This window comes from Mesorhizobium sp. M1423 (assembly GCF_040317575.1).
Taxonomy (GTDB): Bacteria; Pseudomonadota; Alphaproteobacteria; order Rhizobiales; family Rhizobiaceae; genus Mesorhizobium.
This window is the reverse complement of record NZ_JAMYKU010000001.1, coordinates 361,162-375,272: the sequence shown is the minus strand read 5'-3', so window position 1 is coordinate 375,272 and position 14,111 is coordinate 361,162. Positions and strand designations below refer to the sequence as shown.

Here is a 14,111-nt window from a genome sequence, read left to right as displayed (position 1 = left end):
TATTTTTGGGATCGGCGAATGCATATCTAACCTTCGACACCGCCCTCCCTTTCCGCCTCCTGCTTCAGCGTGGCGATGAACCGCTTGGTCCGCTGGCGCTCCGGGTTGCTGAACAGCACCGCGGCCGGCCCTTGTTCGACGATGTTGCCGGCATCGAGGAACACCACTTCCCGCGCGATCTTGGAGGCGAGCCTCAGATCATGCGTCGCCATCACCATGGTCGTGCCCTCGCTGGCGAGCTTGCCGAGCACGTCGACCACCTCTTGCGCCAGTTCCGGATCGAGTGCCGAGGTCGGTTCGTCGCAGAGCAGCACTTTCGGCGACGGCGCCAGCGCCCGGGCAATCGCCACGCGCTGCTGCTGGCCGCCTGACAGCGTCGCCGGCCAGGCGTCGGCCTTGTGCGCCATGCCGACCTTTTCGAGCAGGGCGAGCGCCCGTTCGCGCGCCCTTTCCTTGGGCCATTTCAGCACCGTCACCAGCCCCTCCATGATGTTCTCGATCGCGGTGCGATGCGGAAACAGCTGGAAATTCTGGAACACCATGCCGGTCTGCAGCCGCAGCCGCTGGATATCCCTGGTCGAGACCCTGCCGCCGGGGTGGAATTCGAGTGCATCGTCGCCGATCCGCACCGTGCCTGAAGTCGGCAGTTCGAGCAGGTTGATGCAGCGCAAAAGCGTACTTTTCCCGCCGCCCGATGGCCCGACAAGCGCGGTGACGCTGCCTTCCTCGATGGTGACGGTCACACCCTTCAGCACCAAATTGTCGCCGAAACGCTTTTCGATGTTGGTGAGGCCGATCATGCACGCGCCTCCAGGAAGCCACCATAGCGGTTGAGCCGCGTTTCCAATCGGGCCTGCAAGGCCGACAGCACGGAGCTCATGACCAGGTAGAGAGCCGCTGCCTCGACATAGAGGATCAGCGGCTCATAGGTGGTGGCGACAATGCGCTGCGCCGCCTGGAACATCTCGGGCACGGTAATGGCGGCGGCGAGCGATGTATCCTTGACCAGCGAGATGAAGGTGTTGGACAGCGGCGGCACGGCGACGCGCCCCGCCTGTGGAAGAATGGTGCGCCGCATTGCCTGGGCCCAGGTCATGCCGATCGAATAGGCCGCTTCCCACTGGCCCTTCGGCACCGAACCAATGACGGCGCGGATGATTTCCGACGAATATGCGCCGATGTTCAAGGTAAAGCCGATCAGTGCTGCCGGAAAAGCGTCGAGCAGGATGCCGACCGATGGCAGGCCGTAGAAGATAAGGAACAGTTGCACGAGAAGCGGCGTGCCGCGGAAGATCCAGACATAGAAGCGGACCACGGCGACCAGCGGTTTGGGACCGAACAGCCGGACAAGCGCCACGACCAGGCCGAGGACAAGACCGAATGCAAACGACAGCAGCGTCAACGGCACGGTGAAGATCAGTGCAGCCCACAGCAGCGTAGGCAGGGATTCCAGCATCAATTGCAGCCAGTGCGGCACGAAGCCTCCTCCTTGCCAGATTGCCGTCGCTCATATCACGCGAAAGCGGCGGGCCGTCAAAGACAGCTCGCCGCGACATGAACGACGCGGGCCGGCATTCGGCCCACGCGAGAAAAGCCGTTTACTTCGAAACGTCCTGGCCGAAATAGGTATCGGCGATTTTCTGGTAGGTACCGTCGGCCTTGATGTCGGCCAGCGCCTTATTGATGGCGGCCACCAGTTCCGGATCGCCCTTGCGCACGATGACGCCGGAATAGTCGGCGTTTTCTTCCTGCGCGGCAATCTTCACATTGGCGTCGGGCTTGTGCTTCTTGAAGTCGAGGAAGGACAGGCTGTCGTTGATGGTGGCGTCGGCGCGGCCGGTGAGAAGAAGCTGGATCGACTGGTCGAAGCCGTCGGTGCCGACGAGCTCGGCGCCATTGGTTTCAGCCAGCTTGCCGAAATTCGAGGTCAGCGACTGCGCCGCCTTCTTGCCCTTGAGATCGGCGAAACCCTTGATGTCGGTGTTGTCGCCGCGCACGATCAGCACCGCCTTGGAGGCGATGTAAGGATCGGAGAAATCATATTTGGCCTTGCGCGCCTCGGTGATGCCGACCTCGTTGATGACGGCATCGTAGCGGTTGGCATCGAGACCGGCGATCAGCCCGTCCCATTTGCCTTCGAGGAACTGGGCTTTGACGCCGAGGCGCTCGGCGATGGCCCGGGCGATCTCGACGTCGAAGCCGACCAGCGCGCCGGAAGGATCATGATACGTGAAGGGTGCATAGGTTCCTTCCGTGCCGATCTTGAAGACGCCGGACTGCTTGATCTGGTCGAGATTGGCGCCGGCATGACCGGCGGCGATTGCCAGAACCTGCAGCGTTCCGGCGATAATGAGCGATTTGAGCCATTTCATTTTTCTGTGATCCCGTCCTTGGCCGATGTCCGGCGTCGTTGCGAGTGCCGGAAAATGACAGATGCGCGATGCCAAAATAAGAAACTAAATTTCAAAAATCTCGCGCCCTTGAAATCCCATTCTCAACCAACACCTCCCGGCGCCACCCGGCTGAGTCAAGGCCGATGGCGAATCGCCTGGAACAGCGCAATCGGCATGACAGTCCGGGGGAACATTCCCCCGCATCGCACGTTCTTGGCTGTTGTAGGGCGCGGCGCCGCCATTTCAACCATCGGCGCCAACTCACGATTCAGCGATCGCACCGCAACGCCTGAAGCAGGAGCGCGGCATGATGCAAGACAGTGCAGGACGGACCATGGTTCGCGCGGCGATGAAAGCCCCTTACCTGGAGCGCGACGAAGAGCATCTCCTGGCGCTGCGCTGGAAGGAGAACAATGACCAGCACGCGCTGCACCGCATCACCGTCGCCCATATGCGGCTGGTTATTTCCATGGCGTCGCGGTTCCGCCACTACGGCCTTCCCCTGGGCGACCTGATCCAGGAAGGCCATGTCGGGCTGCTGGAGGCCGCGGCCCGTTTCGAGCCCGAGCGCGAGGTGCGGTTCTCGACCTATGCGACATGGTGGATCCGCGCCTCGATGCAGGATTATATCCTGCGCAACTGGTCGATCGTGCGCGGCGGCACCAGCTCGGCGCAAAAGGCGCTGTTCTTCAACCTGCGGCGCCTACGCGCCCGCCTGGCAAACGGCGCCGAGCAGACGTCGAATGCCACGCTTTACCGCGAAGTGTCGGCGGCTCTCGGCGTTTCCGAGGCCGATGTGGCGATGATGGATTCCCGCCTTTCGGCACCCGACAGCTCGCTCAACACGCCGCTTGCCGACGATGCGGGCGCAACCGAGCGGATGGAGTTCCTGGTTTCGGATGACCCGCTGCCCGACGAGGTCGTCGGCGACACGATCGATGTCGAACGCCGCTCTGTCTGGCTGAAGACGGCGCTCGGCGCGCTCAATGCGCGAGAACTCAGGATTATCGAGGAGCGCCGGCTGAGCGACGAGGGCGCGACGCTCGAAGCGCTCGGCGAGACGCTCGGCATCTCCAAGGAACGTGTCCGGCAGATCGAGGCGCGCGCCATGGAAAAGCTCAAGGCGGCGCTGGTGAAGCAGAACCCGGAATTTCTCGCAGCCTGAATCGCGTCGGCTGCTATTTGTCGGTGACGATCTTGACCTTGTCGCCGGCCGAAACGGCGGCACCCGGCGACAGCGCGTTGAGCACCCTGAACAAATCCAGCTTGCGGTCGACGCCGACCATCTGTGCGGCCAGGGAGCCCATTGTCTGGCCGGGCTGCACCGTGACGATGCGGATACGCAGCGGCTTCAACGCCGCCTTCTCGGCAGCACTCAGGATGCGGAACGAGCCGCTGACCGAGCGCGCCACCGTGCTCAGCGAGGTGCTGGCCGAAGGCGCCGCGGTCAGCAAGCGGTAGACCTGGCCGCCGGCGCGGATCACCGCAATATCGAATTGCCAGCCATCGGCGCCGGCATGCGCGGTTGCCGCTTCGTTGCCGTTGATCGTTTCCTGGCGCACGCTGCTGTCGTCGAGGCCGGCAACCCAGCCGCTGCGGATGTAGTCGGTCAGCGAGCGGCCCTTGTCGATCGAAACGCCGTCGAAGCGGATCGCGATGTCGCCCGGGCCTGTCGCCGTCACCGCCGCTGCCGAATTGTCGATGATGAAGCCGTTGGGCACCGAGAACGACACGCCGAGGCCAGGATGCAGGAAAGTTTCGCCGCGCACATAGCCTTCCTCCGGTGTGTCGCCGTAAAGCAGCCCGTCTACGCCGGAAAGGAATGAATCGCGATCGCGCGACCCGACACCGGGCGCGCCGAACTGGCGGGCGTGGCGCTGCGCGAGGTCGATACGCTGCGGCGTGTTGGGGTGCGTCGCCAGGAAGTCGAGGCTGGCGTCGGTGGCGCCGCTGATCGAGCGGAAATCGGTATAGGCCGACATCGACTGCAAGAAGCGGCCGGCAGCGTAGGGATCGAAACCGGCTTCGCCGATCGATTTGATGCCGATGGCGTCGGCCTCCAGCTCCTGATTGCGCGAGAACTGGGCCAGCCTCAGCTTGCCGCGGATCAGCGCCGCCTTGGCCGTCGGGTTGTCGCCGAGCACATCCGAAACGACCTTGGTCGCCAACCCCTCTTCGGCTTCCAGCTGCTGGCGCTGCAGGCCGTGATTGGCCGTAACATGGCCCATTTCATGCGCAATGACGGCGGCAAGCTCGGCTGAATCGTTGGCCAAGGCAAGCAGGCCCCGGGTGATGTAGAGATAGCCGCCCGGCAGCGCGAAGGCATTGACGTTGGGCGAGTTGAGGATGGTGATGCGGTAGGTCTGGGTCGGGTTGGCCGACACTACGGTCAGTCTGCCGACGATCTTGGCCACCATGCGCTCGAGCTTGGGGTCGGAATATTCTCCGCCATAGGTGGCGAGGATGCGCGGGTGCTGCGCCTTCGCCAGTTGGGCGAGCTTGCCGTTGGCGGCGACGTTGTCGACCGTGATCGGCTTGTCTGAGGGCTGAAAGCCTGATTCCTGCACGTCGGGAGGCGTGAACATCTGGCAGCTTGCCAGCGCCACGGCAAGACCGGCCAGCGCCAGAAAGCGCGCCAGCGGTTTCACCCTCCGATTGTCGATGCCGGTCGGCAGATCGGCTTCCTTTCAAGTCCTGGCACGTGACCGCGAAAATCGGGCGCGATTTCCGGAAAGCATCACGCGCAAAATCAAGTGCTACGGCGTCCGACAGATACGAGGCAGCAAGGGCAAATCACGGTCTAAGCCGGACCAGCTCCTGGCGGACCTAGCCACACTACCTCGACCATGGCAAGCAAGCGCCGCTTCGCCTTCCGCCGGTTTGACCATAAATTATGTCCGCTTCCGGGCAACATCTCGTGATCCAGCCGCAAACGGACCCGAGCCGATATAGCGTCGGAATGCCTCCGGTCCAGCCCCGACGAAAAAATCGGCCGCAGTGCCCGTCGCGGCAACCGTGCCACCATCCAGGAAAACCATGTTTTGCCCGATACGGCGCGCATCGTCCGGCTGGTGCGTGACGAATAGCACCGTCATGCGCTGCTCCGAATGGACGTCGGCGACCAGGTCGAGCATGTCGTCGCGCAGTGCCGGTCCGAGCGAAGCGAACGGCTCGTCGAGCAACAACACCGGCCGGTCGCGCACCAGGACCCGAGCGAGCGCGACGCGCTGCCGCTCACCGCCGGAGAGTTCGCGCGGCAGCCGGCTTTCCTTGCCGGCAAGGCCGACGCGCTTCAGCGCTGCGGCGATTGCGGCGCGGTCAGCCTCGCTCAGCATGAGCGAAGGCGAGCGGCCGAGCCCGACATTCTGCTCGAGGGACAGATGGGCAAACAGGTTGTTTTCCTGGAACACCATCGATACCGGCCGCGCTGATGGCGGCGCAGTGCTGACGTCGGCGCCGCCGATGAGCACGCGGCCTGACCGCGGCGCCTCGAAACCGGCCACCAGATTGAGCAGCGTCGACTTTCCCGAACCGCTCGGCCCCATGATGGCGGTGATTTCCGACGCCGGGAAATCGACATCGAATATAAGCGGCGTTTCACCATAGCTGAACGAGACATTATCGAGCCGCACGGCCGCGCCTTTTTCGACCGAAATCGACCGTTCCGGGCTGATCGGCATCATGATTTCTCCCTCCTTCCCAGCCAGTCCGCGGTCAGCACAAGCGCCAGGCAGACAAGGCCGAGCAGCAGCGCCAGGCCGGCCGCATCCTCGGTGCGGTAGCTGCCCATGCGCGCCAGCAACAGATAGGGCAATGTCTGCACGGAATCGCTGCCGAACAGCGCAATGACGCCGAGATCACCGAGCGACAGCGCCATGGCGAAGGCGAAGCCGGTGGCGAGCGGCCGCCGCAGCGACGGCCAGTCGACCAGACGCAACCGGTTCCAGCCCGAGATGCCAAGCTGTGCACAGAGCCGTTCGTGGCGTTCGCTCGCCGCGTCATAGGCGGGGCGGATGGCGCGGATGGCGAACGGCATCGCCATCACCGCATTGACCACAACCACCATGACAGGGGCGATCGCAAAGACATCGCTGACGCTGCGCAGGAGCAGGAACCAGCCGGCACCGATGACGATGGGCGGCACCACCAGGACGAACCCCGCACCGGTGTCGGCCAGGTGTTCGAGCAGCGTCCGCCTGCCGGTCCGCCGGGTGAGCGCCAGCGCCCGGCGCGCCATAACCAGCGACAGCGACAACGCCAAGGAGAGCAGCGCCGATAGGAGGGAGAGCACGGCACTGGTCGCCGTCGCTTGCCGCACCGCGCTCTCGCCGGCCAGGCGGCCGAGATCGGCGCCAAGCCCGGCCGACAGCGTAGCCGCCATCGGTCCGGCGACAAACAGCAGTGCCAGCCCGATCACCAGTGCGTTCAGCACGGTCTCGGCCGCACCGGCTGAAAAATACCGGCGCGGGGCTACCGGCAGATTGGCGTCGCCGGTCATATTGGCGCCAAGCCGCGTTAGTGCCAGCACGACGACGAAGGTCAGGGCAATCTGCAACAAGGTCAGCGTCACCGCCCGCGCCGGGTCGAAGTCGAAACGCAGCGCCTGGTATATGGCAACCTCCAGCGTCGTCGCGCGCGGCCCGCCGCCGAGCGTAAGCACGATGGTGAAGGAGGTGATGCACAGCATGAAAACGAGCCCGGCAACGCCCGGCAGGGCCGCACGCAACGCCGGCCATTCGATCAGCCGGAAGGCCGGCGCAGCACCCATGCCAAGCTGGCTCGCCAGCCGCCATTGGTTAGCCGGCACCGTCTGCAACGCTTCCAGGAACAGTCGCGTTGCCAGCGGCAGGTTGAAAAAGACGTGGGCGACGAGAATACCCGATAGGCCATAGATGCCGGGCCAGTTCTGGCCGCCAATCGCACCGAGCAAGCCGGCGAAATACCCGGCGCGGCCATAGAGTGCCAAGACACCGAGTGCGGCAACAATGGCCGGCAGCGCCAGCGGCACGGCGAAAAGCTGCAGGACAAAGCCTCGCCCGAAAAACTGTGGATGCCGCGACAGCGCGCGCGCGACGAACAGCGCCGGTGCGACGGAGAGCAGGGTCGACAACAGAGCCTGCCAGAGCGTGAAGCGGGCAACACGGAGGAGATAGGAATCAAAGGCGGAGGCGGCGCCCGACAGGTCGCGCATGGCTTCGACGACGAGCCCGGCGAATGCCCCGCCGATCAGCAGCGCGATGGCGGCGAGCGCGACGATACCGGCAGCGACGCGGGTATCCGATGATGGCGCGCGTTGCACGCTAGACCACCAGATTCGAGATTCTTAGCGAGGATTGCGTTCCTTCGCGCGCCCCTCTGTCCTGCCGGACATCTCCCCCACATGGGGAGAGATTGGCAGGTTCAGCGCTCCGCTCATTCCGGCAATGTCGGAGATTGGCGAAAGCCGGCATGACGGCCAATCTCCCTCCTTGTGGGGGAGATGTCCGGCAGGACAGAGGGGGGCGCCGTAGGGCGATCATCTTTCTATCCGAGCTACTTGCTCATCACCGCCAGCCACTCGTCGACCCAGGCCTTGCGATTTGCGGCGACCTCTTCCGAGCTGAACAGCAAGGTTTTGGTCGGTTTGACGAGCTTGTCGAACGCCGGATTGAGCGGCTTGTCAGTTTTGCCGGCCGGGAACATCCAGTTGGTTTCGGGAATGACGTCCTGGAATTTCGGCCCGGTCATAAAGGCGATGAACTTTTCCGCCAGCGGGTTCTTCGCGCCCTTGGTGGTGATCCCAGCGACCTCGATCTGCAGATATTCGCCTTCCTCGAAGGACGCCGCCTGGTAGCGCGAGGTGTTTTCGGCAACCATGTGGTAGGCTGGCGAAGTGGTATAGGACAGCACCATCGGCGCCTCACCCTTGGTGAACAGGCCGTAGGCCTCGCTCCAGCCCGGCGTCACCGTCAGCACCTTTGCCTTGAGTTTGGCCCAGGCTTCCGGCGCCTTGTCGCCATAGACCGACTTGACCCACAACAGCAGGCCAAGGCCCGGCGTCGAGGTGCGTGGATCCTGGATGACGATTTTGTCGCCGGCATCGCCCTCGACCAATTCCCTGAGGCTCTTCGGCGGGCTCTTCAGTTTTTCGCTATCGTAGACGACAGCGAAATAGCCATAGTCGAACGGCACGAAGATATCGTCGCGCCAGCCGCCCGGCACACTGACGTCCGTCACGGCGCCATGCGGCGAAAACAGGCCGGTTGCCTTGGCGTCCGCCGTCAAATTGGTATCGAGGCCAAGCACGATATCGGCCTTGGTCACGGCCCCTTCCAGCTTCACACGGTTGAGCAGTGCCACGCCGTCGGCGACCGAGACGAATTCGACGACGCAGCTGCACTCGGCCTCGAAGGCCTTCTTCACCGCCGGTCCCGGACCCCAATCGGCGGTGAAGCTTTCATAGGTATAGACGGTCAGCTTATCCTGTGCCGATGCCTGCCCCGGTTGGGCAAGCGCGGATGCCGCAAGCAGGATAATCGAGACAAGAGAGTGGAAAAAACTGCGCATCGGCGCCTCCTTCGTTCGCGTTGAAAGGAATTGAGGCGTCGGGCTGTCCGAAACGTCTAATCCCTCCGCCGGTACAAACCGGATCAGGTTCAGCGGGTTGGCAGTCTTGCCTCTCAGCCGGTCCGCGAAGATCGCGTCCGGCACCCCGTTAGAGCGTTTCGACACATAGGCCCGGCCGAAGTGCTGCGCAAGCGGAAGTTTGCCGGGCATCCAAAGCGCGGCGTCCTGTTTCATCTGCCGTTTCATCTTCCGTTTCCGGGGCAGGGCTGGTAAGGGCCACGAGATATGAGCACATTCACCATCCTGCTTGGCGGCGATCTCATCCGCACGCCGCTGCTCGACCGCCAGGTCGAAGGCTCCCGCGTCATCGCTGCCGATGCCGGTATCGGCCATGCCCTTATGCTGGGCCTGATGCCGGAACTCTGGGTCGGCGATTTCGATTCCGTGCCTGCCGATTTGCCGGAGGATCTGGCCGCCGTGCCACGGCAGGTGTTTCCCGCCGAAAAGGACAAGACAGACGGTGAACTCGCTATCGCCGCCGCGCTCGAACGCGGTGCGACCAGCCTTGTGCTCGCAGGCGCCTTCGGCGGCAAACGCACCGACCACATCTTCCTGCATTTGGCGCTCAGCGTCCGGCTGGCGGAAGGCGGAACGGAAGTGCTTTTGACCAGCGGCGCACAGGAAGGCATTCCTTTGCTGCCTGGAAAGACTGGCTTCGATTATGTCGACGGTACGCTGTTTTCGGTGCTCGGCTTTTCGGATCTCGCCGGCCTGACAGTCACCGGCGCCAAATGGCCGCTCGCCCATGTCGAGGTTGCCTTCGGCTCGTCGCTGACCATTTCCAACGAGGTCAAGGGCCGGCTGGAAATCGCGCTGGCCAGCGGCCGCGCGCTGCTGCTCGCGCATCCTTTTCCCCTACCTGAAAGCTGACATGGCGCCGCCGCTTCTCAATCTCGACGGGATAAAGCTGACCTTTGGCGGCGCGCCGCTGCTCGACGGTGCCGCCCTGACGGCGTCAGCTGGCGACAAGATCGCCCTGGTCGGGCGCAACGGCTCTGGCAAGTCGACGCTCCTCAAGATCGCTGCCGGGCTGATCGAACCGCAGGACGGCGAAGTCTTCCGCCAGCCTTCGGCGACGGTGCGCTATTTGCCGCAAATGCCCGACATGGACGGTTTTGCGACCGTTCGCGCCTATGTCGAGGCGGGGCTCGGGCCCGCCGATGATCCCTACCGCGCCACCTATCTGATGGAGCATCTCGGCCTGACCGGCGAGGAACGGCCGAACGACCTCTCCGGGGGCGAGGCGCGGCGCGCGGCACTCGCCCGCGTCATGGCGCCCGAGCCCGACATTCTTCTCCTCGATGAACCGACCAATCATCTTGACCTTTCGGTTATCGAATGGCTGGAGGAGGAGCTTGCCCGCACCTCCTCGGCCCTGGTCGTCATCTCGCATGACCGCCGTTTTCTCGAACGCGTGTCACGCGCCACAATTTGGCTCGACCGCGGCCAGACCCGCCGTCTCGATAAGGGCTTTGCCTATTTCGAGGAATGGCGCGACACGGTGTTGGAGGAGGAAGAGCGCGAGCAGCACAAGCTCGGCCGCCAGATCGTGCGCGAGGAGCACTGGCTGCGCTATGGCGTGACGGCAAGGCGCAAGCGCAACATGCGCCGGCTCGGTGAGTTGCAGACCATGCGCCAGCGCTTTCGCGGTCATCGTGGCGCCGAGGGTGCGGCGACGATGACAGCCAGCGACGCCGCCGAATCCGGCAAGCTGGTGATTGAGGCCAAGAACATCGAGAAGAGCTTTGGCGATCTGACCGTGGTCAAGGGATTCTCGACACGCATCCAGCGCGGCGATCGCGTCGGTCTGGTCGGGCCGAACGGCGCCGGCAAGACGACGCTATTGAAGATGCTGACCGGCGAATTGAAGCCGGACGCAGGCACGGTGCGGCTCGGCACCAACCTGGAGATCGCCACGCTCGACCAGAAGCGCGAGGCCGTCGATCCGCAGGAGACACTGGCGCAGTATCTCACCGACGGACGCGGCGAGAACCTTGTCATCAATGGCGAGCAGCGCCACGTCGTGTCCTACATGAAGGACTTCCTGTTCAAGCCGGAACAGGCGCGCACGCCGGTGCGCGAGCTTTCGGGCGGCGAGCGGGCACGGCTGATCCTCGCCCGCGTTTTGGCGCGGCCGGCAAACCTGCTTGTGCTCGACGAGCCGACCAACGATCTCGACATGGAGACGCTGGAGCTGCTGCAGGAACTGGTCGCCGGCTTTGCCGGCACGGTGATCCTGGTCAGCCACGATCGCGATTTCCTCGACCGCACGGTGACCAGCATCATCGCGCCGGATGGCGACGGCCGCTGGATCGAATATGCCGGCGGCTATTCCGATATGCTGGCGCAGCGCGGCGGCACCAGGCTGGACGACCGCAAGGCGCGGCCGAAGGCAGAGACCGGCGAGGCGACGGCGGCAAGCAGGAGCGAAGCGGCCGCTAGCAGGGGCCCGGCCAAGAAACTGTCGTTCAAGCAGAAATTCGCGCTGGAAACCTTACCCAAGAAGATCGAGGCGGTGTCGGCCTCGATCTCGCGGCTGGAGAACAACATCGCCGATCCGGCCTATTATGAGCGCGACCCGGCGTCGTTCCAGAAGACGATTGCCGCGCTCGACAAGGAGCGCGCCACGCTGGAAGCGCTCGAAGAGGAATGGCTGGAACTCGAGATGCTGCGCGAAGAGATGGAGGGGTGAGAGGTTGAATGCACGCTCATATGCGCCTACATTATGCGCATAAATGGGAGCGGCTCCATGCCTCGCTCGAATCCAAAAACCCAAAGAAAGTCGGTTAATACATCGATCGACTCCGGATTGATCGAGGATGCCAAGGCGTTGGGCATCAATATATCCCGCGCTGCAGAAGAGGGCATCGCCAAGGCGATTTCGGCCGAAAAAACCCGGCGATGGCAGGAGGAAAACAAGGAAGCGATCGAGAGTTCCAACGACTATGTCAGGCGCAACGGCTTGCCTCTGGCCAAGCACCGGCTGTTTTGATGGCGCGTTATGATTTCTACCAGATTGCCGAAGGCGACGGTTATCTTCTCGATGTCCAGTCCGACCTTCTGGGACGGCTCGACACCAAGGTAGTCGTCCCGCTGATGCCAGCCATGAAGGCCCCAGTGCCCGGCCGCCGGCTAAATCCTATCTTCACCATCAACGGCAAGGACCATGTCATGGTCACTCAATTCATGTCAGCCTTGATGACATCTGAATTGCCCATTGCCGAAGGAAACCTTTCTCGCCATCACGACGACATCGTGAGCGCACTCTACATGTTGTTCCAAGGCTTCTGAGCCAAAGAGGGGTTGGGCTGGTGAGCGGCCTCAACCCGCTGTCTTTGTCTGCCAGGCCTTCAGCGCCTCGTCGAACACCTTCTCGCCCGGAATGCCCTTTTCCATCGTCAGCAGCGCCCGCCGCCCGGTCTTGTAGACGACCGGCACGTCGATCCAGTCCTGGCCCCTGAGCAAGGTCAGATTGGCGTCTTCATCTGCCTTGGTATCGTTGAGCGCAACCAGGAAGAAACCGTCGGCGATCTTGGCCGGGATGCCGATCAGCGGGCTGCCGGCATCCTGCTCGGAGCCCTTCATGGCGACACGCAGGATGTTGTCGACGCCGCCGCCCTCGAAGCCGTCAGGCGTCAGGAAGATCATCTCGATGATATGGCTGGCCGGCAGCGTCTGGTCGGTGTTGCGGCGGATCGTCATGCGCAACTGGATATCCTTGCCTGGAATGGTCGCCTCGGCGCGGATCGCCGGCTCGGGCGGCAGGTCGCCGCCGGGCGATTCCTGCACCAGCGACCAGACGATATTGCCGGGCTCGGCCGAGCCTTGAGCGGTGCTGGTGCGCTCCTCGTAGAAGATCGCCTTCTGGCCGACGGCCAGCGCGGCTTCCGGCGGAACTACCGTCGGTGCCGCTGCCGTCACGGGCGGTGGGGCGGCCGCTGCAGGCGCTGGCGGGGCAGCTGCAGCATCGGCCGGCGCTGCCGCTCCGTTGGCGGGCGGCGTTGCGGGAGTTGGTGCACCGGACTCGTCGACTGCTGGAGCATTGGCCGTGGCTTGCGCGTCTGCGGGCGCGGCCGGTGCCGGCGCGGCGGGTACCGGGCTGGTCGGCGTTTGTGCGGCCGACGGCGGCGTGGTCAGCGCGGCGACGGATTCGCCTTCGCCGATGCCCGCCTGCCCGGCCGCGGGGCCGGGATCGACCTCGTGGCCTTCGGGCGTCAGGCGCTGCGTGAACTTCGCGCCTTCGCCGGCCTCCGTCGGAGGCGCGGCGGCCGGGACGGCCGCATCGGCCACCGGCTTGGCCGGGGCTGGCTTTACTAGCGGTTCGGTGGCGACGGTTTTGGTCCCGTCGAGGCCGAGCATGCTGCCGAACGCTTCCTTGTTCAGCCACATGCCGTAACCGCCACCGGCAATGACCAGCAAGGCGACGGCAGCGGCAATCACACCGCCATAGCTGCGCCTGCGCTCGGCAGGATGGAGCCGCTGGAACCTGTCCTCCGCGGGGTCGCCGTCGTTGGAAAAGTCATCGCCCCGAAAAACCCCGTCTTGGTCATCGGCTGTCGGAAGATCCATGTCGGACGGCGGCGGACCAGCGCGCTCCTGAGAAAGAGCGACGGGCTGCGGCTTTTGCCAGTTCGACGCCGCCTTGGCGGGCGTGGGCTGCCATGCCGGCCCAGTCTGTGCCGGCCCAGTCTGTGCCGGCCCGGTCTTTGCCGGCTCGGTCTTGGCCGGCTCGGTTTTGGCCGGCTGGCGGACATGGCTGGGCTGGTTCTTGTTGCGGTCGATGGAGGAGAAGATGTCCTCCAGCTCCGCCAGCGGATCGGATGCCGGCGCCGGTTTGCCATACTCTCGCTCAATGCTTGCGATGGCATCTTCGAGTGCACGCTTCTGCCTGGCGACGTCCGACGGCGCAAGCGGTGGATCGCGTTCGGCAATCTTCTTTGCAATCGTCGAACGGGCCTTGTCGTAGACCCTGGCGCGCACCTCCGCCGACGGCTCGCCGAGATTGTCGAGCGTCTTTTTCAGAACAGAAACAAAATCTACCATGCTTCAGTCGACCTGCATTTTGTTTCTGGGCCGGCCCCCGCAAATCAGCCGCAATGCCCGGAAAGGCTG

General features: G+C 64.0%; 13 protein-coding genes and 1 riboswitch. Of the genes, 5 read left to right on the top strand and 8 right to left on the bottom strand.

Annotated features, from left to right (window positions below):
- Positions 1-26: 26 nt before the first annotated feature.
- From NKG95_RS01910 to NKG95_RS01900, 3 genes are all read right to left on the bottom strand, one after another.
- Positions 27-800, bottom strand: coding sequence for an amino acid ABC transporter ATP-binding protein (locus NKG95_RS01910; protein ID WP_352588268.1), 774 nt, complete (start codon positions 798-800; stop codon positions 27-29).
- Entirely contained in the window at positions 797-1,477 is a 681-nt protein-coding gene (locus NKG95_RS01905) for an ABC transporter permease subunit (protein WP_023721020.1), read from the bottom strand. Before NKG95_RS01905 ends, NKG95_RS01910 begins: the two co-directional genes overlap by 4 nt.
- A gap of 121 nt (positions 1,478-1,598) precedes the next feature.
- Entirely contained in the window at positions 1,599-2,372 is a 774-nt protein-coding gene (locus NKG95_RS01900; protein WP_353039815.1) for an amino acid ABC transporter substrate-binding protein, read from the bottom strand.
- 328 nt (positions 2,373-2,700) lie between these two features.
- On the opposite strand from NKG95_RS01900, the gene NKG95_RS01895 reads away from it, so the two are divergent.
- Positions 2,701-3,558, top strand: a complete 858-nt coding sequence (locus NKG95_RS01895) for an RNA polymerase factor sigma-32 (RefSeq protein ID WP_031194549.1) — start codon at positions 2,701-2,703, stop codon at positions 3,556-3,558.
- Between the two features lie 13 nt (positions 3,559-3,571).
- Here NKG95_RS01895 and NKG95_RS01890 read toward each other — a convergent pair whose 3' ends face one another.
- The 4 genes from NKG95_RS01890 to thiB all read right to left on the bottom strand — a co-directional run bounded on the left by NKG95_RS01890 (position 3,572) and on the right by thiB (position 8,939).
- Positions 3,572-5,041 carry a M48 family metalloprotease gene (locus tag NKG95_RS01890; protein ID WP_023721023.1) on the bottom strand — a complete coding sequence of 490 codons (1,470 nt, stop codon included), beginning with the start codon at positions 5,039-5,041 and terminating at the stop codon, positions 3,572-3,574.
- Between the two features lie 243 nt (positions 5,042-5,284).
- Positions 5,285-6,076 carry a thiamine ABC transporter ATP-binding protein gene (thiQ, locus tag NKG95_RS01885; RefSeq protein ID WP_023721024.1) on the bottom strand — a complete coding sequence of 264 codons (792 nt, stop codon included), beginning with the start codon at positions 6,074-6,076 and terminating at the stop codon, positions 5,285-5,287.
- Positions 6,073-7,692: a thiamine/thiamine pyrophosphate ABC transporter permease gene (gene thiP / locus NKG95_RS01880; RefSeq protein WP_352480902.1), complete on the bottom strand. Its 1,620-nt coding sequence runs from the start codon at positions 7,690-7,692 to the stop codon at positions 6,073-6,075. Before thiP ends, thiQ begins: the two co-directional genes overlap by 4 nt.
- 233 nt (positions 7,693-7,925) lie before the next feature.
- On the bottom strand, positions 7,926-8,939 hold the full coding sequence (gene thiB, locus NKG95_RS01875; protein WP_353039813.1) for a thiamine ABC transporter substrate binding subunit: 1,014 nt from the start codon (positions 8,937-8,939) through the stop codon (positions 7,926-7,928).
- Positions 8,940-8,982: 43 nt separating this feature from the next.
- Positions 8,983-9,097, bottom strand: a riboswitch (TPP riboswitch).
- A gap of 127 nt (positions 9,098-9,224) precedes the next feature.
- Here thiB and NKG95_RS01870 point away from each other — a divergent pair.
- The 4 genes from NKG95_RS01870 to NKG95_RS01855 all read left to right on the top strand — a co-directional run bounded on the left by NKG95_RS01870 (position 9,225) and on the right by NKG95_RS01855 (position 12,290).
- The gene (locus tag NKG95_RS01870; protein ID WP_023721026.1) at positions 9,225-9,869 is read left to right on the top strand and encodes a thiamine diphosphokinase; all 645 of its coding nucleotides are present in this window, start codon (positions 9,225-9,227) and stop codon (positions 9,867-9,869) included.
- Position 9,870: 1 nt separating this feature from the next.
- Positions 9,871-11,691 (top strand): ABC-F family ATP-binding cassette domain-containing protein, encoded by a 1,821-nt coding sequence (locus tag NKG95_RS01865; protein WP_353039811.1) that lies wholly within the window; start codon positions 9,871-9,873, stop codon positions 11,689-11,691.
- 117 nt (positions 11,692-11,808) lie between these two features.
- Positions 11,809-11,991, top strand: a complete 183-nt coding sequence (locus tag NKG95_RS01860; RefSeq protein WP_502900341.1) for a type II toxin-antitoxin system CcdA family antitoxin — start codon at positions 11,809-11,811, stop codon at positions 11,989-11,991.
- On the top strand, positions 11,991-12,290 hold the full coding sequence (locus tag NKG95_RS01855; RefSeq protein ID WP_353039809.1) for a CcdB family protein: 300 nt from the start codon (positions 11,991-11,993) through the stop codon (positions 12,288-12,290). Before NKG95_RS01860 ends, NKG95_RS01855 begins: the two co-directional genes overlap by 1 nt.
- Positions 12,291-12,320: 30 nt before the next feature.
- Here NKG95_RS01855 and NKG95_RS01850 read toward each other — a convergent pair whose 3' ends face one another.
- Positions 12,321-14,042 (bottom strand): hypothetical protein, encoded by a 1,722-nt coding sequence (locus NKG95_RS01850; protein ID WP_353039807.1) that lies wholly within the window; start codon positions 14,040-14,042, stop codon positions 12,321-12,323.
- Positions 14,043-14,111 lie beyond the last annotated feature (69 nt).

Coding starts and splice junctions, on each gene's coding strand:
- thiB (WP_353039813.1), bottom strand. CDS start 8,939: ATGCGCAGTTTTTTCCACTCTCTTGTCTCGATTATCCTGCTTGCGGCA.
- NKG95_RS01855 (WP_353039809.1), top strand. CDS start 11,991: ATGGCGCGTTATGATTTCTACCAGATTGCCGAAGGCGACGGTTATCTT.
- NKG95_RS01910 (WP_352588268.1), bottom strand. CDS start 800: ATGATCGGCCTCACCAACATCGAAAAGCGTTTCGGCGACAATTTGGTG.
- NKG95_RS01850 (WP_353039807.1), bottom strand. CDS start 14,042: ATGGTAGATTTTGTTTCTGTTCTGAAAAAGACGCTCGACAATCTCGGC.
- NKG95_RS01870 (WP_023721026.1), top strand. CDS start 9,225: ATGAGCACATTCACCATCCTGCTTGGCGGCGATCTCATCCGCACGCCG.
- NKG95_RS01865 (WP_353039811.1), top strand. CDS start 9,871: ATGGCGCCGCCGCTTCTCAATCTCGACGGGATAAAGCTGACCTTTGGC.
- NKG95_RS01900 (WP_353039815.1), bottom strand. CDS start 2,372: ATGAAATGGCTCAAATCGCTCATTATCGCCGGAACGCTGCAGGTTCTG.
- NKG95_RS01895 (WP_031194549.1), top strand. CDS start 2,701: ATGATGCAAGACAGTGCAGGACGGACCATGGTTCGCGCGGCGATGAAA.
- thiQ (WP_023721024.1), bottom strand. CDS start 6,076: ATGATGCCGATCAGCCCGGAACGGTCGATTTCGGTCGAAAAAGGCGCG.